Origin of the sequence: Pyruvatibacter sp., assembly GCF_040219635.1 — a bacterium.
Taxonomy (GTDB): domain Bacteria; phylum Pseudomonadota; class Alphaproteobacteria; order CGMCC-115125; family CGMCC-115125; genus Pyruvatibacter.
The window spans coordinates 221,430-240,572 of record NZ_JAVJSC010000002.1; the positions used below are offsets into that span (position 1 = coordinate 221,430).

Annotated in this window: 21 protein-coding genes; 2 read left to right on the plus strand and 19 right to left on the minus strand. The window is 61.5% G+C overall.

The window, feature by feature from the left end; translation table 11 throughout:
- From RIB87_RS02060 to RIB87_RS02150, 19 genes are all read right to left on the minus strand, one after another.
- Positions 1-927: an HNH endonuclease gene (locus tag RIB87_RS02060; RefSeq protein WP_350142991.1), complete on the minus strand. Its 927-nt coding sequence runs from the start codon at positions 925-927 to the stop codon at positions 1-3.
- 11 nt (positions 928-938) lie between these two features.
- The gene (locus RIB87_RS02065) at positions 939-1,859 is read right to left on the minus strand and encodes an HNH endonuclease (protein WP_350142993.1); all 921 of its coding nucleotides are present in this window, start codon (positions 1,857-1,859) and stop codon (positions 939-941) included.
- 2 nt (positions 1,860-1,861) lie between these two features.
- Positions 1,862-2,668 (minus strand): GIY-YIG nuclease family protein, encoded by an 807-nt coding sequence (locus RIB87_RS02070; RefSeq protein WP_350142995.1) that lies wholly within the window; start codon positions 2,666-2,668, stop codon positions 1,862-1,864.
- 116 nt (positions 2,669-2,784) lie between these two features.
- Positions 2,785-4,002 (minus strand): type II toxin-antitoxin system HicA family toxin, encoded by a 1,218-nt coding sequence (locus RIB87_RS02075; protein WP_350142997.1) that lies wholly within the window; start codon positions 4,000-4,002, stop codon positions 2,785-2,787.
- A gap of 32 nt (positions 4,003-4,034) precedes the next feature.
- On the minus strand, positions 4,035-5,804 hold the full coding sequence (locus RIB87_RS02080) for a restriction endonuclease subunit S (protein WP_350142999.1): 1,770 nt from the start codon (positions 5,802-5,804) through the stop codon (positions 4,035-4,037).
- The gene (locus RIB87_RS02085; RefSeq protein WP_350143001.1) at positions 5,801-7,258 is read right to left on the minus strand and encodes a type I restriction-modification system subunit M; all 1,458 of its coding nucleotides are present in this window, start codon (positions 7,256-7,258) and stop codon (positions 5,801-5,803) included. The genes RIB87_RS02080 and RIB87_RS02085 overlap by 4 nt, the downstream gene beginning before the upstream one ends.
- Positions 7,259-7,261: 3 nt before the next feature.
- Positions 7,262-7,996, minus strand: a complete 735-nt coding sequence (locus RIB87_RS02090; protein ID WP_350143003.1) for a hypothetical protein — start codon at positions 7,994-7,996, stop codon at positions 7,262-7,264.
- 1 nt (position 7,997) lies between these two features.
- Entirely contained in the window at positions 7,998-10,457 is a 2,460-nt protein-coding gene (gene hsdR / locus RIB87_RS02095) for an EcoAI/FtnUII family type I restriction enzme subunit R (protein WP_350143005.1), read from the minus strand.
- Between the two features lie 31 nt (positions 10,458-10,488).
- Positions 10,489-10,677, minus strand: a complete 189-nt coding sequence (locus RIB87_RS02100; protein WP_350143007.1) for a type II toxin-antitoxin system Phd/YefM family antitoxin — start codon at positions 10,675-10,677, stop codon at positions 10,489-10,491.
- Positions 10,678-10,958: 281 nt separating this feature from the next.
- A complete protein-coding gene (locus RIB87_RS02105; RefSeq protein WP_350143519.1) occupies positions 10,959-11,147 on the minus strand; it encodes an HGGxSTG domain-containing protein in 189 nt (62 codons plus the stop codon).
- Positions 11,071-11,742, minus strand: coding sequence for a hypothetical protein (locus RIB87_RS02110; protein ID WP_350143009.1), 672 nt, complete (start codon positions 11,740-11,742; stop codon positions 11,071-11,073). The genes RIB87_RS02105 and RIB87_RS02110 overlap by 77 nt, the downstream gene beginning before the upstream one ends.
- Complete coding sequence (locus RIB87_RS02115) at positions 11,739-12,245, minus strand: hypothetical protein (protein WP_350143011.1); 507 nt, start codon at positions 12,243-12,245, stop codon at positions 11,739-11,741. Before RIB87_RS02115 ends, RIB87_RS02110 begins: the two co-directional genes overlap by 4 nt.
- Positions 12,242-14,203: an AICE element replication initiation protein gene (locus RIB87_RS02120; RefSeq protein ID WP_350143013.1), complete on the minus strand. Its 1,962-nt coding sequence runs from the start codon at positions 14,201-14,203 to the stop codon at positions 12,242-12,244. Before RIB87_RS02120 ends, RIB87_RS02115 begins: the two co-directional genes overlap by 4 nt.
- A complete protein-coding gene (locus RIB87_RS02125; protein ID WP_350143015.1) occupies positions 14,200-15,090 on the minus strand; it encodes a DUF7146 domain-containing protein in 891 nt (296 codons plus the stop codon). The genes RIB87_RS02120 and RIB87_RS02125 overlap by 4 nt, the downstream gene beginning before the upstream one ends.
- Positions 15,080-15,313, minus strand: a complete 234-nt coding sequence (locus RIB87_RS02130) for a hypothetical protein (RefSeq protein WP_350143017.1) — start codon at positions 15,311-15,313, stop codon at positions 15,080-15,082. Before RIB87_RS02130 ends, RIB87_RS02125 begins: the two co-directional genes overlap by 11 nt.
- A 137-nt stretch (positions 15,314-15,450) precedes the next feature.
- The gene (locus RIB87_RS02135) at positions 15,451-15,672 is read right to left on the minus strand and encodes a hypothetical protein (RefSeq protein WP_350143019.1); all 222 of its coding nucleotides are present in this window, start codon (positions 15,670-15,672) and stop codon (positions 15,451-15,453) included.
- Positions 15,665-15,931, minus strand: a complete 267-nt coding sequence (locus tag RIB87_RS02140) for a DUF5659 domain-containing protein (RefSeq protein ID WP_350143021.1) — start codon at positions 15,929-15,931, stop codon at positions 15,665-15,667. Before RIB87_RS02140 ends, RIB87_RS02135 begins: the two co-directional genes overlap by 8 nt.
- A 29-nt stretch (positions 15,932-15,960) precedes the next feature.
- Entirely contained in the window at positions 15,961-16,728 is a 768-nt protein-coding gene (locus RIB87_RS02145) for an ImmA/IrrE family metallo-endopeptidase (protein WP_350143023.1), read from the minus strand.
- Positions 16,729-16,772: 44 nt separating this feature from the next.
- Entirely contained in the window at positions 16,773-17,126 is a 354-nt protein-coding gene (locus RIB87_RS02150) for a helix-turn-helix domain-containing protein (protein ID WP_350143025.1), read from the minus strand.
- A gap of 392 nt (positions 17,127-17,518) precedes the next feature.
- On the opposite strand from RIB87_RS02150, the gene RIB87_RS15500 reads away from it, so the two are divergent.
- Entirely contained in the window at positions 17,519-18,070 is a 552-nt protein-coding gene (locus RIB87_RS15500; protein ID WP_502943198.1) for a bifunctional transcriptional activator/DNA repair enzyme AdaA, read from the plus strand.
- Positions 18,071-18,115: 45 nt separating this feature from the next.
- On the plus strand, positions 18,116-19,138 hold the full coding sequence (locus tag RIB87_RS02165) for an ABC transporter substrate-binding protein (RefSeq protein ID WP_350143027.1): 1,023 nt from the start codon (positions 18,116-18,118) through the stop codon (positions 19,136-19,138).
- Positions 19,139-19,143 lie beyond the last annotated feature (5 nt).

A 19,143-nucleotide genomic window follows, 5' to 3' on the forward strand; every position in this document is an offset into this window, starting at 1 on the left:
CTAGGCCACCGCCTTGAAACGCTCGAACCGCATGGCGAGCCGGTCGCGGTCCGGCCGGTCCTTGACCCGGTGCGGCAAGTGGAGGGATTCGCCATTCAACTGCTTGAGGGCTTCGAGCATCGGACCGTCGTTCTGGTCCAGCAACCGGTCCGAAACATGTAGCCGATAGTCGGGATCGATGCCGATTAGGTGGGCGTCGAAGGCGGCATGATGGATCTTGGAGAGCGGCAGGCCGTTGGGGACGATGGGCTGCCCCAACCGCTCATTCTTGTCGGAGATGATATGCGCCGCGTCGAGCAGCCGCTGTTCGGGCAAGCCTGACAAGGCGCATCGGCCATCGTAGGCCGTTATGACGGCTTCGCGGAATGAGGCCTGATGAAGCCGCTGCTTTACCGCACGCAGCGCATATCGCCGTTCGAGGGCATTTTCCGGCGGGAACAGCGATTCCTGCTCAGGCACGCCAAACGCGACGCGTGCCTTCAGGGCATTGGCGTCCCATCCCGAAATGAATGCGGGGAACATGGCCTGGTAGCGGCCCGGCGCGATCCCGAGGAAATAGATTACCGGTGTCCCATTCTCGAACGCCTCGCGCAGCCATCGATTGTCGGCCGCGTCCGGGTCCTGCCCCATGAAGGCGTATTCGACCATATCGTCGCCCTCGAAGATCTGGCGGTGAACGTCCCGCTGATCGTCGTACCAAACACGCGCGCCTGGTCGCGGAAAGACCGTCTTGATGGATAGCAGATACCGCATCTGTCGCGGCTTGAAGATGCCCCGCTGGGGATTGACGAGCGGAATGCGCTCGCCCTCGAAAATGAAACCCGGTTTCAATTCTTTGGCGGTCAGATGGTCATGCACCTCGCCCAGCCTTCGAACATGCTCGAAAGCCGCCATCCGCATCAGGGTGTCCCGGTCGGTACGGGTCATCGCGACATACTCTACCTCCGGAAACAATGTTCGTTGTGCCAGCGCAGCGCCTCGAGATCTGGGCGGCGCAAGGCATCTTCAGGAGCGTGGATCGTTTGCCCGTGAAGCTCATAATAGTGCCGCCCGTTGTCGAACTCCTCCTTGATACGGCGGCTCACTTCGAAATGCAGGTCGGGCGTCACGGTGACATAGCCCGCGTCGAACAGGCTGTGGACGTCGCGCCGAAGCAACAGCCCGTTCTGCGCCTCGTGCGCGCCGCCATCGCCATATGGTCGGATATGCGCGGCGTCGAGCGCCGGAAGGGTTCGCTCCCGTGTGATCGCGCAACGGCGGTTGTAGGTGTCAGTGACAAGCACCCGGAACGCTCCCTGCCCGAGGCGTGGCCGTATGAGCTGCGGCTCGCCGAACCGAGCCTGGGGTTCCGCCATTCCGGGGAAGTCTGGCCGGCTCATCCGCTCGTTCACCGCGTCCCATAGCGCAAGTCCCTCGGCATCGCCGGTATTGTAGGTCTTGAAGGACACGATATTCGGCGCCCAGCTTGGCGGGACGGGAATCCAGTCGGCCTCGGCGAAGAAGAACGGCTGCGTCAGGATACGGCAGCCGATCTCGAAATCGCTCCGATCGCCCGGATCGGCCCGACGGTATCGTGCGATGCGGGCACGCATCTCTTGCGCCGATCGAGCGCCATTCGCCTCGCCGAAGGCTTCCCAGGCCAGCGAACACGGCAGCGCGTTGGCGTAGGCGAAGATGCCGCCGCCGACGATCACGTTGCGCGGCGCATGTAGCTTAAATAGGAACAGTTCACCCGGCTCGAGGGCGCGGAAGTTGGCCGCCGACGGCGCCCAGAAATTGACCTCGGCAAGGTTCGTCTGCCGCCGCAGCATGTCGAACCAGTCGCCATCGGTGACGGCGATGACGAGGTTGATGCCCATTATCAATTCCGATTCAGGCCGTGCTCACCTCTGGTGAGGAGAATGCGCTTCCAGAAGTTTTCCCTGCCGATAATGACCTCATCCGGCGTGCGGTTCGACCGGTATTCAAGGAGAGCGAACCGAAAGGATCTGCGGCAATACTCCAGGCTCGGATCTGTCGCCAAGGCGCGCAACTCGGCATTTCCGCCGTGGCCGCTGGAAATGTAGCTGCTCCAGCGCGACCAGATACCTTCATCGCCGTAAGCCGAGCCAACGTAGCGTTTGCCGGTTGTGGTGTCCGTCAGCAGGTAGATGCCTTTGACGCTCGCAAGAGCAGCCTTCCAATCCGCGCGGTCGTTGCGCACCAGCGCTTCGAGTTCCTCGAAAGAGAGGTCTATGTCCTCGAAACCGGGGAAGGCGCGGCCGGAATAGGGCTCGCGGAAAATCTCCTGCACTTCGAGGTCGTCGTAATGGTTCTCGAAGTTTACGCGGGTTGCCCGCTGCCGGTAGGTGGAGCCGATCTTGAGCCGGCCACGAAAGCCCTGTCCCTGATCCGTCAGTTCGATCACATAGCGCTCCGGAAGGCGATCTACCACACGGTAGACGCCGCCGAAAAGCCAGCTGTCTGTCTCGTGATAGAACTGGATCAGCGCGAAGATGAAGGGCCGGTTGAATTCGTTCCGGGCCGGTCGGTACTCCTGCCAGCCCTGCCATTCGCGCCTGTCCCGCGCCCATACCTCAAGCGGCTGGCTTTCCTGGTTCCATCGCGCGAAGTGCAGCTTGTAGGTCTCGACGTCTGCAATAGGCCAGATATCGGCAAGGCGGATCATGGTTTCACCTCCGAAGCGCATGTTCGTTGTCCCAGCGCACAACATCGGGATCCGGGCGACGCAGGATATCTGCTGGTGCGGCGGTTGAGCTGGAGTTAAGCGATAGAAACAATGGCTCAGACATGCATGGCTATCTTTCCATCCAGCAGATCGGGGAGGCGCGAAATCGGATGCCCGCCAAGCGCCTGGAGCACGTTCTTCACGACGCCCGGCGAAACCGTCGACCGATTTCCGGGCAGGATGATCGTCGGTGACCCCGGCTTCTTCAGCTTGACGTGCGATCCCTTCCCGCCGGCGACGGGCCGATAGCCATAGTGCCGGGTCAAAGCACCTTCCAACGCCTGGCTCGACACTGTGGAGCCGGGGTCTACACTTGTCGGGCGAAAGATCGGGCGCGCGCCCTTCGGCAGAACGACGTAGATGTCATCTGTGATGTCGGCGAGGGAGGTGATCATGTTGGGCGCGACAGACCAGTTTGCCTTCGGCGTGCTTGTTGGAAGCCTGCCGTCCAGCATTTGTGATTGCAGGTCGTAGAGCCCATCACGATACGGCGATTCCAACAGAAAGTTTACACCCTCCCTATAGCCTAGCGGTTGCTGTGGGATCGACCATTTCAGATAGCGCCGGAGTCCCGCACGGATCGCCGGGTCGACGCGCCGGGTATAGCGCGGCTCGTTCAGGCGGCGATAGCTCTCGGCGTTGGCAAGGCTTTCCTCAATGCAGTCTGAGGTGTTGAAGGTGCGGCGATAGACATTGGTCTTGTAGGGTCGATAACGGTCGCTGGCAGTCGAAATAAGCAGCCGCAGGCCGAGGCTTTCGACCTTGTGGTGGAACTGCTCGTGCAGAAAGAAAACGTAAAAGGCGCTGCGCAGTAGGTGGTGCGCAATATCCCCATGGGGAAGATGGACACCCCGCCAGTCAACAAACGTGGCGATGTCGAGCGCGTGCGACAGAATGCAGCTTTCGCGGATGTAGATGCCCCAACCGTGGCCGAAAAAGTGGACCGGACAGTACCAGGCGCAATGCGGTTCGGGCTGTTCGGCTCGGCGGGGTTTCCGATGGACCGGGAATTTACGATTTGATCCGCCCATGATCTTTTCAAGTTCGTCTAACCACTCCCGCATCCTTGGGTCGTCGGCGAGAGGCCAATCGGGATAAGCCATTTCGCCTTCGTCGCCACGCCCAAGCACCTCATTCAGCGAGGTGGAATACACGCCTTCCCCTTCCTCGATTACGCCGATCCCAGGCAGGTCGATCTCCGCATAGTCGTCGTCGAGCGGATAGATGCCGTATTGGCGCAGGACGTCGAGGATTTGCTCGGTGGCGATTGGCATGGGGCCTCGTCAGGTCGATCGTGGTGAAGAGTTCATTCCGCCGCCTCCGAGACCGCTTCGGCAACCGGCGCTAGCGCCTCGTGGAGGAGGGCTTCGAGGAGGCGGGCGCGGGTGGTGTCGGCGGTGGTGAGGGCAGCCTCCAGCCGGTCGCAAAGGGCCATGAGGGCATCGACCTTCGCCACGATGCGGTGTTGTTCGGCGAGGGGTGGGAGGGGGATCATGGCTTCAGCGAGTTTGCCTGCCGATAATTGTGGTGTGGCTGCGCCACTTGATAGCAGAGCGATCTGTTGCTCAAAATCATCCGACTGCATGCAAGTCACGAGGTATGGGACTATCTTAGGATCAAGGCAGCGAATGATAAGCAACTGAGCATTTATGAAGCCCGTGGTTATATGTTCAGTCGCTTTGAACAATCCGAATTTACCAACTGAGCCGCGAAGGGTGATTAGAACATCTAGGTTCTTCAGCTTCCCGCTGCGCAAAGAGCTAAACTTCTCAGGACTTATGAAATCCAAGTCGGTGAAGCCGAGGCGGTGATCCGAGAGGTTTTTAGTGCTGAAAAATGGGATGCCCTCAGATTTGATGTCAGGCCCGCTGGGGTAGTTGGAACTTCGATCACCATTTTCGAAAGTTGAAATTGCGTCCAAACGCACGGACTCCCAGCGGAGCGGAATAGCCATGCCCGAAGGCGCAATTGAAGCAACTTCATTCCTTGTTCTAGCGCCCTTACGCCCCTTCATTGCGGCTTTCTCCGCCGCGATCCGCTTCAACAACTCCGACGCCGGTTCGTCGGTCGGGTCCTGCTTCACCAGTTTGCCGCGGACGGCGAGGTTGAGGATGGTCTGGCGGAGGGGTTTGATTTGGTCGGGGCGGGTGGTGAGCGCCGGGAGCGTGGCGAGGGCGAAGCGGGCGTTGGCCGGGAAATCCGCTAAATCGTTGTCGGGCCCCGGTTCAGAAGCCGTCAGGCGGGCGAGGCTGGCGGCGGTCAGCCGGTCGCGGGTGGCCTCGCGCGCGGTGCGGGCCGCCTCCAGCCGGTCCAGCAGCGCCATCAGTTCGTCCACCTTCGCCACGATCCGCCTCTGCTCGGCGAGGGGTGGGATCGCGAACGGATGCCCGCGAATTGTAGAGAAAGTGATGTTCGCGATGTTCGTCGTCTGCGATGAACCGACGCGGAAAGCCATGGCGGAATGGTCTGAAATCAAGAACGCTTTCGCATATTCAGGCAAAATGAGATGCTGCCGGATAGCGGCCAGAAATGCTCCGAAGGTTGCTGGATACGGCGCCTCGTTGACGATCGAGCATTTACCGACAAGTGCGTAGCTGTTGGCGATCGAGATGAGAACGTCACCTGGTCGCACCATCTGATCGGAACTCCTGAGAGTATCCTCTGGCACGTAGATGAAGTCGCCCCAAACGGTTTGGGCTTGAATGTTTCCAGAACGAAAGCACGGGATGCGACCGGCGCCCGGTTCAGTGGATTTCGCCGAAGCCGGAAAGGAAATACCCCTTACGAGTTCGGCAATCTCGCCGAGACGTGCCCATTGCCACGAGGCAGGAATCTCGAAGGGCGCTTCGTCAACTGGCTCCAGCGCCTTCGGCTTCCTGATTGCCCCCGCTTTCACCAGCCGCGCCTTCTCCACCGCGATCTGCTTCAGCAACTCAGACGCCGGTTCGTCGGCCGGGTCCTGCGCCACCAGCTTTCCCCGCACGGCGAGGTCCAGCACGAAGCGGCGCAGGCGGGGCACGGCGTCGGGCGCCTCGGCCACTTGTTCATAGAGGTCGAGCAGCCTTTCAGCATTCATCTTGCGAGCGCCTCGGACAGGATCGCCTTCACCTGGTCGCGGAGCGCCGCTACCTCGGCCTCGGCATTCGTCAGGTCCTCCAGCAGCGTCTCAGGGTCGCCGTGATCCTCGGCCACGGTGTGGGGGTTCTTGATGTCGAGATTGTAGCCGCGGGCCTTCACGTCCTCGGCGCTGACCTTCCAGGCGCGCTCGGACTCAACCCGCCCTTCGCGGCGCGGTCCGCCCCACCAGGCGGCGCAGTCGGCCAGATGCTCCAGCCGGATGGGTCGGGTCATGGAATAGGCTTTCTGCCCCTCCGGCACCCGATGCTCCCAGAACCAAATGTCCCGCGTGGGCTCGCCCTTCTCGAAGAATAGCAGGTTGGTGCCGATCGAGGCGTAGGGGCGGAAGACCGAGTTCGGCAGGCGCACGATGGTGTGCAGGTTGCATTCCTCCATCAGCGCTTCCTTTAACCTGGTCTTGACGCCCTCGCCGAAGAGCGAGCCGTCAGGCAGGACCACCGCCGCGCGGCCGCCCGGTTTCAGGAGGCGGATGATCAGGGCGAGGAAGAGGTCGGCGGTCTCGCGGGTGCGGAAGTGCTGGGGGAAGTTGGACTCGATCCCGTCCTCCTCGCGCCCGCCGAAGGGCGGGTTGGTGAGTACGGTGTCCACCCGGTCGGAGGCCGTGTAACTGATGTAGGGACGGGCCAACGTGTTGTCGTGGCGCACGAAGGATGGGTCCTCGATGCCGTGCAGCAGCATATTGGTGACGCAGAGCATGTGGGGAAGCTGCTTTTTCTCGACAGCGTGCAATCCTGCCTGCATCGTCTCGCGCTGCGCGGGCGTGCGGACGTATTTCTCCTCCATGTGCCGGATGGAACATGTGAGGAAGCCGCCGGTGCCGCAGGCGGGGTCGAACAGCGTCTCGCCCGGGTGCGGGTCGATCATCTGGACCATGAAGGCGGTGACGGCGCGCGGCGTGTAGTATTCGCCCGCGTTGCCCGCCGATTGCAGGTCGTTGAGCAGCTGCTCATAGAACTCGCCGAAGTGGCGGCGTTCGTCGAGGTTGTTGAAATCAACCTGATTGATCTTGTTTACAACCTGCCGAAGCAGCTGGCCGGATTTCATGTAGTTGTAGGCATCCTCGAACACGTCGCGCACGACGCGGCGACGGTCGCCGGGCTTGGCCGAGACCTGGAGGCCCTTGAGGGTGGGAAACAGCTCGTCGTTGACGAAATCGAGCATGGCCTGCCCGGTGATCCCCTCGGGGTCCGCCGCCCAGTTCCGCCACTGGAAGCGCTCGGGGATGGGCGAGCGGTAATCGTCCCGCGTGAGTTCGAGTTCCTGGTCCTGGTCGTCGATGATCTTGAGGAAGAACAGCCAGGTGAGCTGGCTGATGCGCTGGGCATCGCCATCGACGCCGACATCCTGGCGCATGATGTCCTGAATGGATTTAACGGTGGTACGGACAATCATGGTTCAGACGGGTCCTGCGGTAAGTTTGCCGTTTTCCCAAAGCCTAAAACTGGCAGCGCCTTTGAGGTCACTCCGAGCGTGTTTGAAGGCAACTCTTGTTGATCGAGAGGCAAGGAGCCTTTCATTGAGAAACGTTTGCGTAAAAAGTGAAGCCACGCACCCATGCACAGAATGAAATGGGGCAAGGAAGTGAGAAACGCAGCGCGTTTGTGAGAAGGGTTGTCCAAACGCTTTATATCCAGTCTGACACCCTAAGCTTATAAACTCTTTCTTGGTCGGATTTGGTGCATCGAATATTTCGCCGAGACGCTGCGGTGTGATGTTAGCGCTACCGAACAAGTACCCGTCCGGCGCACCGTGTCCCACAATTATCACCTGCTGACACATGCCATGAATTTCTCGCCAAAATGTTGTAAGTTCCCCCTCGGTGCGTAACTCAATAAGCCGAACCGAATCCCCAGGAAGTAGCATGCGGCTATAATGTAAGACCGATTTCGCGAGTGGATCGAGAAGTCCACCTTCGTTGAAGTCGCCAATACGCACTATCAACACACCGAAATTTGCGGTGACTTTCGATGTTGCAATAGCGCCCGATTGCGCGCCGCCTGGTAGATCGACCCGCACCGAACGATTGTTCCGAGCGCGCACCGTGGTTCGATAAAAAGGTGAGACATCGTTCCCGTCGATACCTAGAAGCGATCGCGCTACATAGACTTGATCCCCAACATCGAAGGCCATTCTACGCGGTCTCCTGGTAAAGCGCGTCCTGCAATTCATGGACGGCCTTCTCGAAGCCCGCCTTGCCGCCGAACGCGTTGATGAGTTGAACGACGCTGCCCATGTCGGTGAACGGTGTCACCTTCAGCACATTGGCGTCGTCGAGATTGAGCACGCCCTCGTCGCGGTACTTCTCCAGCAGGGCATCTAGGACGGCGCGGGCCTGCGGCCCGTATTTGGTGAACACGTCGCGCTTCTTGACATTCTCGGCCCGCTCGCGGCGCGTCAGGGGCTTGGCGTCGAAGGCGACATGGCAGATCAGGTCGAACGGATCGAGGTTCTTGCCAAGCGCGTCGGCGATCGCATCAAGGGCCAGCCCTTCAGCCTCCAGTTCCTCGACTATGGCCTGCTTGCGCTCGGCGGCGTTCCAGCGCTTGAGGAATTCGTCGAGGCTGGCGAAGCGCTTCCTGAGCGCGTTCTTGGTGAAATCGCGCAGGGATTCGGTGACAAGCTTGCCGTTCTCGTCGAGGTATTCCACGCGCTCGGCGATGATCCGTGCGCTGACGCCATCGACGTAGATCTTGCGGACGGGATCTCCCGGTGGCAGCGGCAGGCCGGGCTGATCGACGATGGTCTCGTCCTCACCCGGCGTCGGCGGGATCGCGTCCTCGCCCTCGGGCGTTGCTGGTTCCTCGTCGGGCGGCGTCATCGGGTCATCCGCGCCTGGCGCGTAAATCTGCACCGGGTCGCCATCGAAATCCGGGTCCGCGAAATGCGCGGTCGCGCCGCGAAAGTCGATCAGCGTGAAATAGAACTTCCTGGTGTCCTCGTGCACGCGGGTGCCGCGCCCGACGATCTGCTTGAACTCGGTCATCGAGCCGATCTCACGGTCGAGCACGATCAGGCGGCAGGTCTGCGCATCCACGCCGGTGGACAGCAGGCGCGAGGTTGTGACCAGCACGGGCCATTTCGATTCCGGGTCGATGAAGTTGCCGAGCTGGTCTTGGCCCTCCTTATCGCTGCCGGTGATGCGCATGACGTAGCGCGCATTCTCGGCCACCAGATCGGCATTCTCGTTGATCAGCGCCTGACGCATGCGGGCGGCGTGTTCCTGATCGACGCAGAACACGATGGTCTTCTGGTAGCGGTCACCGCTTTCCTTGAGGAAGGCCGTGATCTTCTTTGCTGTCAGAAGGGTGCGGTCGTCGAGAACCAGCGTGCGGTCGAAATCCTTGGCGTTGTAGATGCGGTCCTCGACCTCGTTGCCGTCGCGGTCCAGCTGGCCCTTTTCCGGCCGATAGCCTTCCACGTCCCGGTCGATATGAACCTTGATGACCTTGTAGGGTGCCAGAAATCCGTCGCTGATGCCCTGCTTCAGCGAATAGGTGAAAACCGGCTCGCCGAAATATTCCGTATTGGAGACGTATTCGGTCTCCTTCGGCGTGGCGGTCAGGCCGATCTGCGTCGCGCCGGAAAAATGGTTCAGGATTTCACGCCATGCGGAATCCTCGGCGGCGCTGCCGCGATGGCATTCGTCGATCACGATCAGGTCGAAGAAGTCCTTCGAGAACTCCTTGAACAGTTTCTGCCGCTCTTCCGGCCCTGTGATCGCCTGATAGAGGCCGAGATAGACCTCGAAGGCGGTGTCGATACGGCGTTTCCTGTCGAGCGCCAGCGCCAGATCGACAGAGGTGCCGTCCTGCCGTTCAATGGTCTTGGAATTGGTCGAAAGCTTTGCCATTGCCGCACCAAAAGGGCGGAAATCGTTCACCATGGTCTGGTCGATCAGCACATTGCGGTCGGCGAGGAACAGGATGCGCTTGTTGCCTTCGGGGTTCCAGCGATGCGATTTCCACAGCCGCCAGATGATCTGGAAAGCGGTATAGGTCTTGCCCGTACCGGTCGCCATGACCAGCAGAACCCGGTCCTGGCCTTTGGCGATGGCTTCAATCGCCGCGTTGACGGCGTTGACCTGATAGTAGCGCGGCTCCTTTCCGCTGCCGTCGTCGTGGTAATCCTGAAGAACAATCTCCTCGGATGCGCCGTCCAGCCCTTTCCAGGCGCGAAAGCGCGCCCACAGGTCGGCTGGCGACGGGAAGGCGTCGAGGCCGAGGTTCGCTTCGCGCGGCGTGCTGGCGCCCGTGCGATCATGGAATACGAAACCATCGCCGTTCGAGCTGAAAACAAATGGGATCTTCAGAGTTTCGGCGTAGTCGAGCGCTTGCTGCATTCCGTCGCCGACCGAATGTTTGTTGTCCTTGGCCTCGATCAGCGCGATCGGAATGTTCGGCTTGTAGTAGAGAACGAAGTCGGCCTTCTTCGCCTTGCCGCGCGTCACCAGCTTGCCGCGCACGATGATGCGGCCCTTGGTGAAATAGACCTCCTCCCGAACCTGCACCATCTCGTCCCAGCCCGCGCGCTTGACGGCGGGCAGGATGAACTTGGTGCAAATGTCGCGTTCGGTGAGGCTTCGCTTGTCCATGCCGGTCAGCCGCCCCCTGCCATCGTCCGGCTCATGTCTGATCCCCCTGCCCGTTCGGGCTCTTGCGCTGGTCCAGCGCCTTCAGCCGCTCATATTCCTCAACCGCCATCGCTAAGACGACGGGGCGCCCATGCTTGGGGACCGCAACTGGCTCGGCGCGGGCCAGGTCGATCAGCCGCTTGAAGCCATACTTCGCGTCGTTCGCGCTCAGAGTCTGCATGCGGCTCCCCGTCAATGATTATCTACTTTTGGCCAATTTGGCCCAATGGGCAATGGATTCCGGATTCCGGGTGGACTCCCAAAAAGGAAGCCAGTCCCTAGCGATGTCCCGCGCTTCGCCCGCCAGCATACAAAACCGCCCAGGATGGAAGCGGGCACTTCCTTGTACGGGCGCGTGGTTTAGACGATGACCGCTGCCACGCCGGACCGGCATTGCGCCCGGACTCCCCGCATACGGAATCCACCGGAAAGGACCGCAAGAAGCGCCCAGAGACCAATGCCCTATCCATCCACCTCTTCGATGACGCCTCGCATGGATCGGAGCAGCCCCGCCAGCTCTCGCCGCTCGGCGACTGCGTCGGCCGTGTAGAGGCCATGTTTCCGCGCATTGGCATTACCCATCGGTGCGCCCGGAGACTTTCCTCCGTGCATCCGGCAACGACCGTTCGCCATCGCGGGGGACCGGCACAGCGTGCCTTTCCGTGTCTGCGCGCCACAGCGCGGGCTCAGATGCATGGGCAATCTGCTTTGCATGGGGTTGTTCCTCCATTTTCGTTTGATCCCCTCCCCCCGGCCGTTCGACCGTGCCGACTAAGGCCTGGCCGCCCGCGTGGACATGGACGTGCTCGACGGTCACCTTCTGCTGGCCCTTGCCGCGATGCTTGTTCAGCGCGTCGACGAGTGCCGCCCAGGTGCGGGACAGCTTATTCGCCTGATTCAGATTTTCGCGTCGGCCCTCGAATGTCTGTTCGCCGATCATGGCGCGACGGTAGCATTCCATCGCGGCGTTATGGGCCGCGATCAGCTGCGCCGCCATCATGCCCTCCAGTTCATCCTTCGGGCCGATGCCAGCCAGCCCGGCGACGGTGGCGCTCAACTGGCGGTCCCGTTCCTGCGCGTCCGAGTTCGTCACCCACAGCGCCTGCACCGCCTGATTGGCCAGCGTGTTATTCCAATGGTCCGACTGAGATCCGCCGATCGTCTTGAGTGCGCCCTTTCGGTCCTCCGGATCGTCTACAACAACGGTCGTCGGTTCGTTGGCCTTCTTTGCCTTGCTCTTCGTCATGTCCCTTTGCTCCTGTCTTCAATCCCCATGGCTTTGAGTGCGATGACCGCATCTACCCTTCTGCCCGCCTGCCATGAAGGCCAGCAGCGCGAATGCAGCCAGACATGGCCGGTTGGGTCGACGCCGTGCGGCAGCAGGGCGTCATGGGCTCTATCGCCGCCTCCGCAGGCGAGGCAGCTTTCAGCCGGTGAGCGCTCGAAGGTGCGGTTCAGCCATTCGACGACGCAGAATTCGAAAGCCAGGGCCTCGGCCTCCGGGCGTGGTAGCCCACCGTCGAACTCGGCGATGCCCACGCGCTCATCGTAGAGCGCCCGCCAATCTTCATCCGACCAACCGTTATTGCCGGGTTGCAGCAGTATGATCAGATCCGCCTTGTGCCGGGCCAGTGAATCCAGGATGGCGGCGGACGGCGGCGCCGATGCTTCCAGAACCAGATCGACGCCATCAACATGCAAGCCGATTCCAGCATCGCGGGCGGCCTGCAAGGCGCTAGCGGCGCTCATAGCCGTGCCCTCCAACTGGTGGCCGTCGTTTTTTCCGTCTCGGAATGAGCCGCGCAGTTTGCGTCCGCACCGTCTGCATCGTCCCGGCCATTGGATTTCATAGGGTTACCGCGGACGCTATCGACCTTTCCGTACGCGCAACCGTCCGCATCGTTGGCGATCGTCCGCAGGTCGGGCGCCCCGAAGCCGTTGTCAGGAACGGATTTCGGCCTTGGCGCGGACGGTGCGGACGGCGCGGACGGTTGCGCCCCGCCGCGTTCCGGCACCGATTCCGCGCCTGCGGCGGTGATGCGGATGATCCGGGTGCGCGCCCGACCTTCGCGCTCGAAGGACACCTCGATGCCGATCTTGCGCAGGAAGGTGGCGGCGCGGCGCAGCCGTCCCGAAAGCGCGCGCGGACTGTCGGGCCAGGTCTTGGCCTTCGCCACGCGTTCGCCTGCCATTTCCCCAAGGGCGCCCAGAAGATCGGAGGCTGTTCCCGTCCACTCCGTCCGCTCCAACATGACGGCGCGCACCGCGGCGGCGACCGGATCGGCGTCGATAACGCCCTCGACGGCCTCGTCCCGGTTGCCACAATAGGCTGCCCAGAATATGCCCGCAGGCCAGATGGCGGTCTCGCAGGCCGAGGCCCACAATGCGAAATCGGCCATACGCGGCAGCTTGGGCAGGCGGGTGTCGGGAAGGCACTTCAAGCCTTCCACCACCGCGTCGAGAAGGACGCCGAGTATACGCCCGCGTTCCGCCTCGAAAGATGCCCACAATTCCGCCTCCGGTCGACGGCGATCTTCTGGGATCGGCTCCAGCGTCAGGAACACCGCGCGGTCGGCCAGGTCGGGTCGGGTCACGATGTCCTCGATGCCGTTGAGGATCACCGGGCGTGCGGCGTCGAACAGCACCTCGTCCTGGTCTGTATAGAGCTGGCGCACGGCGAAGCCGCCGCCGGTGGCCAGTCGGCAAAGCGTGTCCGAAATCCACGCTGGCAAGCCCGACACATTGTCGAAGGCCAGCACATGGCCGTTGCTGGCGGCGATGAAAAGGTCGCGGTCCTCGCGCGGCAGGGCGCGCAACGGCGCGGTGTTGGGATCGAGCAGTGAACGCAATATTGCCGAGAAAGTTGATTTCGCCGATCCCTGTTCGCCCGACAGCACGAGCGCCGGATAGGGTCCCTCATTGCGCAGGACAGCGAGCGCCCAGGCCACCACCAGGACGAAATCCTGATCGGACTGGACGTTCAGAAAAGCGCGTAATGTCTCGACCGATCCGCCCGGCATCGGGACGGCCAGGGGTTGCATGCCGGCAGCGCGGCGGAAGCGAACCGGCGGCTTGTCGATCACCCGCCAGCCGGTGGCGTCGATTTCCACCGCCCGCCAGGCCTCGTCTCCGAGATCGAGGTAAAGCCGCTCATTGAGGCCGCCCACCCGGATGAACACGGGCCGTTCCGGGCCGTCGAAATGAGCCTTCGCCTCGATCACGTTAAGCGCGGATTGCAGCGCCTCGGAACTCGGCGCGCCGCCGGTCTGCTCGAAGAACTGACGCGCCAGCCAGCGTCGGAAGCCTTTCGTGCGCACTGGCCAGGTTTCGCGATGTTCGTTGATCAGGATGTCGGCAAGGGCCGTGCCGTCCGCCGAATGGAACAAGTCGGCCGCGCCCGCGAGGTCGATCAGGATGTCGGCCTGCGTCGGGCCGCGCCCGCCATCTCCGCTTTCCTCGGCCATGGCCTCGTCGAGTGCGGTCACCCGGCAGCCGACCTTCTTGAGCCTCGCGCGCAAGGCTTCGAAAGCCGCGCGATCCTCCGACTTGAGGGCGACGAGCCGATCCAGAACCTCTGGTGTGAATGCCGCGCCAGGATCTTCGCCGGATTTCTCGACCAGACCATCAAGCGGATCGGGAATTTCATCGGCCGAGTCGATCGCGTCGAGGATGGGGTTCATGTTTTCACCGTCAATCTCGTTGCTCATTGTGCGCCCTCCTCGATGCCGGGCGCACGGCCGAGCAACATATCGTTGAAATCCATTCCACGCGGAGGCCGGGCAATGCGCACCCGCCGTCCCTGCCGCATCCACCGCAGGGCGCAATCGCGCGATGCCGCTTCGCCGGGATCGTCGCCATCGGCCAGAACGATCACGTCGCGGACGCAGCCAGGTAAATCGAGCGTCCGCAGCCCGGAGGTGGACAGCGCCGCCCAAGCCGGATGTCCGGTCGCCTGCATGGCCGCGAGACAAGTCTCGATGCCTTCGCCGACCATCAGGGTTTCGCCGGGTTCGCGAAGGCGAACCGCCCCGCCCCGGCAAGGGCCGAGCATCAGCTTCGCAGGTTCGACCGGCGCCTTGGCTTGGCCCTCGCGGGCTAGGAATGTGCGGTGGATGGCCAGTGGCGTGTCGTCGGCGCCCTTCGTCACCAGCGCCACCATGCAGGGCCAGATCCCGCCCGAGGGGTGCTTCAAGCCGCGATGAAAGCGAAGCGACGGCGGCAGCGAACAAGTCAGGCCGCGTGAGGCGAGATAGGCTTCGACCGGCGTGCCGTCGGCGGCAATCGTGGACTGCCAGATCGAAAGCGCCACCGCACTCCGTTCCGCCTGATCCGGATCGGGTCGCGGTGGCGACACGTTGCGGTGACGCGATGTCCTGAGGGACGAATGTGCCTTGCCGTCCCACAATCCGCGTTCCTTCAGGGCCGCGATGACGTCGCGCTGGTCGCACCCGGCATGACAGCGCACGAGCACCTTGCCGTCAGCGTCACGAATTGAGAGGCTCGGCTCGCGGTCGTCATGGGCCGGGCAGCGCGCCGTCCAGGCTTGTCCGACCTTGCGGCCGCCAAGCGCCCTGGCGGTGGTTTCAGCGGTCATCGCACACCCCCTCGTCACCGGAGGCCGTGCTGCCGCCGTTATCGTTCGCAGGGTCGGGCATATCGGCCCGCGACCATTCGGCCAGGACGGAAAAGAAGCCGGTCACGTTGGCGGCGATCTGCTTCGCCTCGACGCGGCTCAGATCGCGCCCGAGGCGCGGTTGCCAGACCTCGCGGGTCCGTCCGATCAGTTCGTCATTGCGATTGTCGTTTGCTGCTTTCACCGAAGGTCTCACGGTCGGCTTCTCGCCGTTCCGTGCCCCTGATCTCCGGCCTCGGACTCGCACCGATGACACTGGATCGTATCGTCATTTGCATGTTCGGCGTCCCAGTCCCAGGGATCGCCCGTTTGCGCGCCCCGTCAGCGCGGCAGTTCGTCCTTCGGGATCGTGAATTTGTGAGATTTTCCGGCCTCGATCACGAGGTCGCGGCGGTTCTCTTTGCCGACAGTGCTCGACACAGTGGCGCGGAAATACCCGTGATTCAGCCCGTCCAGGACGATCTTGCCGATCTCGTCGAGCGCTTGGCGCAGTTGAGGACCGCAATCCTGTGGAGTGGAGGTATGGATGGATTTCTCAAGCATTGTGCAATAGCGCCTTCATGTCTTTGACTGTGGTGGAGAACGCGAGGGGCGGCACCATCGCCCCATCGCCGTAGAACGACAGCACGTCATCGCGCCGGCATTGCCGATCGCGGAAGACGAAGACCTTGCGCCGTCCCTCGGCGCGCAGATCGAGTAGCTCGTAGCCCGTGCAGCGCAGGAAGCAGGCAAGATAGAAGTCGCGGGTCTCGAACCCGTCCTTCCGCGCCGCTACGCCGTATTTCGCCTGTCCACTTGACACTTTACAATCTCCTCAAAAAAAGGGCCGGATTACCTGCCGGACAGAAGCCGCTGAAGCGGCAACACACGATGAAGCAAGCCAAGCTTTTCCAGCCGGATACGCATGGCGATGGGGGAAACGACGAAGCGCTCGGCCAGCGGCTTGCAAAACCTTTCCAGCGCCTCGTCTTCTGTTTCAGAAATCTCGAAATCATCGAAGGAAGCATGGATGCGCGGTATCTCGACGAAGGAATGTGCGACTGGCGTTTCCGGTTCGAGAACGCGCTGCTTCCGGTCCGGAAAGAACTCGTCCCATGTGGCAAAGATCATCTTGCGCGGCATCAGCAGGCAGGAGGCGTAGAAATCGGCCTGCCATTCCACCCGCTCCTTTGCCTCACTCGATCGGCAGATGAACTTGGGTTCGCTCGCGGCATCAAGGAAGCAGGTCTGCGCCGTATCCTGCGCGATGAGGTGCTGATGCAGACGCCAGTGCCCACCGCCCTCGTGGGCCAGTGTGAAGCGATAGCGGCCCTCCCGCGAGGGGTTCTCCTCAGGATCGAGGCTTTCGTCTATGAAGATGCTGCCGTCGCCGTAGATCGCGCCAAGGATGTCGGGCTGGCCGTTCGGAGGGCGTGGAACATTGTGGCGCGCGTGCATGTCGTCAAACTCAATCCGCAGCTTGAGGTACTTTTCGACAATGTCCTCGATGGGGATCGGCGGTTCGATCGTCACGGCCCGCGCGTGCTCATACTCTCCGATCAGGGAAGCGGCGTCGCACTCGATGGCCTCGTCGGCAAGGTAGGGAACAAAACGGCTCATCAGTCATCCTTCATCTACATTGGCGGGGCCTTGCCCCGGTGGCTTCACTTGCCCTTGGCCTTTCCTGCCTCCCGAGAAAGCCGGGCCAGGTCCTCGGCGCTAAGACCGTTGGCGGTTCGCAGCAGCGCCGACATTTCGACGGGATGCCGCTTGATGATGTCGGCGAGATCGGAGGGGACGCGCCCTGCCATCGCCAGCAATTCATCCGGATCGCATTCGAGAATCTGCGCAAGCGACCGAACCTTGTCCTCAGTCGGCGGCGTGAACTCGTCGCGCTCGACCTTCGACATGTATGTCGGGCTCACCCCGATCTTCTTGGCCATCTCGCGCAGACCGATATCCCGCGCCTCACGCTCGCGGCGAATAAACGCCCCGAACTTCTCCCTCCCGTTGGTCATGGCTCCTGTCTCCGTTCTCTGTTTAGCAATCACTATACAGCTGATTCGCCATGCTTGTAAACTATCCACTAAACGGTAATTGATATCCCGTCAGGCAGCAATCTGAAGGTCTCGGATATCCTCTAGCAAGCGCCTTAAATCGGGCTCGGGCGCAATGCACATGGTTCTAAAGGCTTCCACAAAGGGGAGCCATTTTTCTGTTCAGCGATATGCTCTGGTTTCTGTTCAGCGATATGCTCTGGTCAAATCAGGATATGATCCGGTCAGGCCAAAATGTGACGCGCAAATGTTGAATGGCCGTTTTCGGACATCATCATCGCGGCGACGGCCCGCTGAATGCACGCCCATGCTAAAAACACCGCATGATTGATCACATCACATGCATCAAGGCGATGCGCGATCGCGACCCGGCATTTGATGGTCGGTTTTTTATCGCCGTGCGAACCACCAAAATATATTGCCGTCCTGTTTGTCGTGTGAAACCGCCACTGGAAAAGAACGTGACGTTCTATCCAAGTGCTGCTGCCTGTGAGCAGGCAGGATTTCGCCCCTGTTTGCGGTGCCGCCCTGAAACAGCTCCATTTTGCCCGGCTTGGAACGGCACCCGGACTACCGCCCGGCGCGCTTTGAATCTTATTGAATCCGGTGCTTTGGACACAGGTACGGTTGATGATTTGGCCGCCCGCCTTGGCATTGGAGCGCGGCATATGGCGCGGCTGTTGCGCGAACATACCGGTGCGTCGCCTCTGCAAATTGCGCAGACGCTGCGTGTTCAGCGGGCCAAGCGTCTGATTGATACGTCAGACCTGCCGATGACGCGTATTGCGGCTGAATCAGGTTTTGGCAGCACCAGGCGGTTCAACGCGGCCTTTGCCAACCTGTACGGACGGCCTCCCTCCTCGTTCAGAAAACCACACACGCAAGCACGCACAGCCTCAGCCTAGCATTCAGCCTGTGCAGTGCTGCCGCCCTGAACTATTCTGGCACGTATGTTTGTAAGTCTGAAAAGTGTTCTGATCGCCGCCATCACCTGTGTGGGCGCAATCACATCCCTTCCCGCATCTGCATTATCCTGCCCGATTGACCGCCCCATCGTGTTTGCCGGGCTTGACTGGGATTCGGCCCGCTTTCACAACGCCGTTGCAGGAAGACTGTTGAGCGCCGGCTATGGCTGCGAAACAACTAGCATTCCCGGCGCAACCATTCCCCTCAACAACGGCGTGGCGCGCGGTGACATAGACGTCATCATGGAAGTCTGGCGCAACAACCTGCCAGACGTTTGGGTCAAGGCTGTTGAACGCGGCCAGGTGCGAGACATCGGTCCCAATTTTCCCGATGCTGTGCAGGGCTGGTACGTGCCGCGTTACGTAGTCGAAGGGCCGGATGCGCCCGCGCCCGACCTGAAACAGGTCAACGACCTGCCACGCTACAAGCACCTGTTTGATGATCGCGAGGAGCCGGGCAAGGGCCGCTTTTATAACTGTATTGCGGGCTGGGCGTGTGAGATCGTGAACACACGCAAACTTGAAGCCTACGGACTAAACGATCATTACACGAATTTTCTGCCCGGCACCGGCGAGGCCCTGGCCGCTGCCGTGGCTGGTGCAATCAAACGTCAGCGCCCGATCCTTTTTTACTATTGGTCCCCTACCTGGCTGACGGGTATGTACGACCTCGTAAGGCTGGACGAACCACCGTTTGAAGCTGAGGCTTTCGATACCCTGCGCAGGGTGGATGCGCCCCTGCAGGGAGGTGTTGCCTACCCACCGGCAGTGGTTGCCATTGGCGTCAATACACAGTTTGAGGCCCAGGCTCCCAATATTGTCCGTGTACTGACTGCCTACGAAACAACGTCGCAAAACGTATCAGCCGCGCTGGCGGCCATGCGCGAAAGCGATCTGTCCGCAAGCGAGGCGGCAGATGTTTTCCTGCAACAAAACCCCGATCTGTGGGCAGACTGGGTGAGCACTGAGGCCCGCGCACGCGTGCTATCAGCCCTTGCCGGGAAATAAAGGCC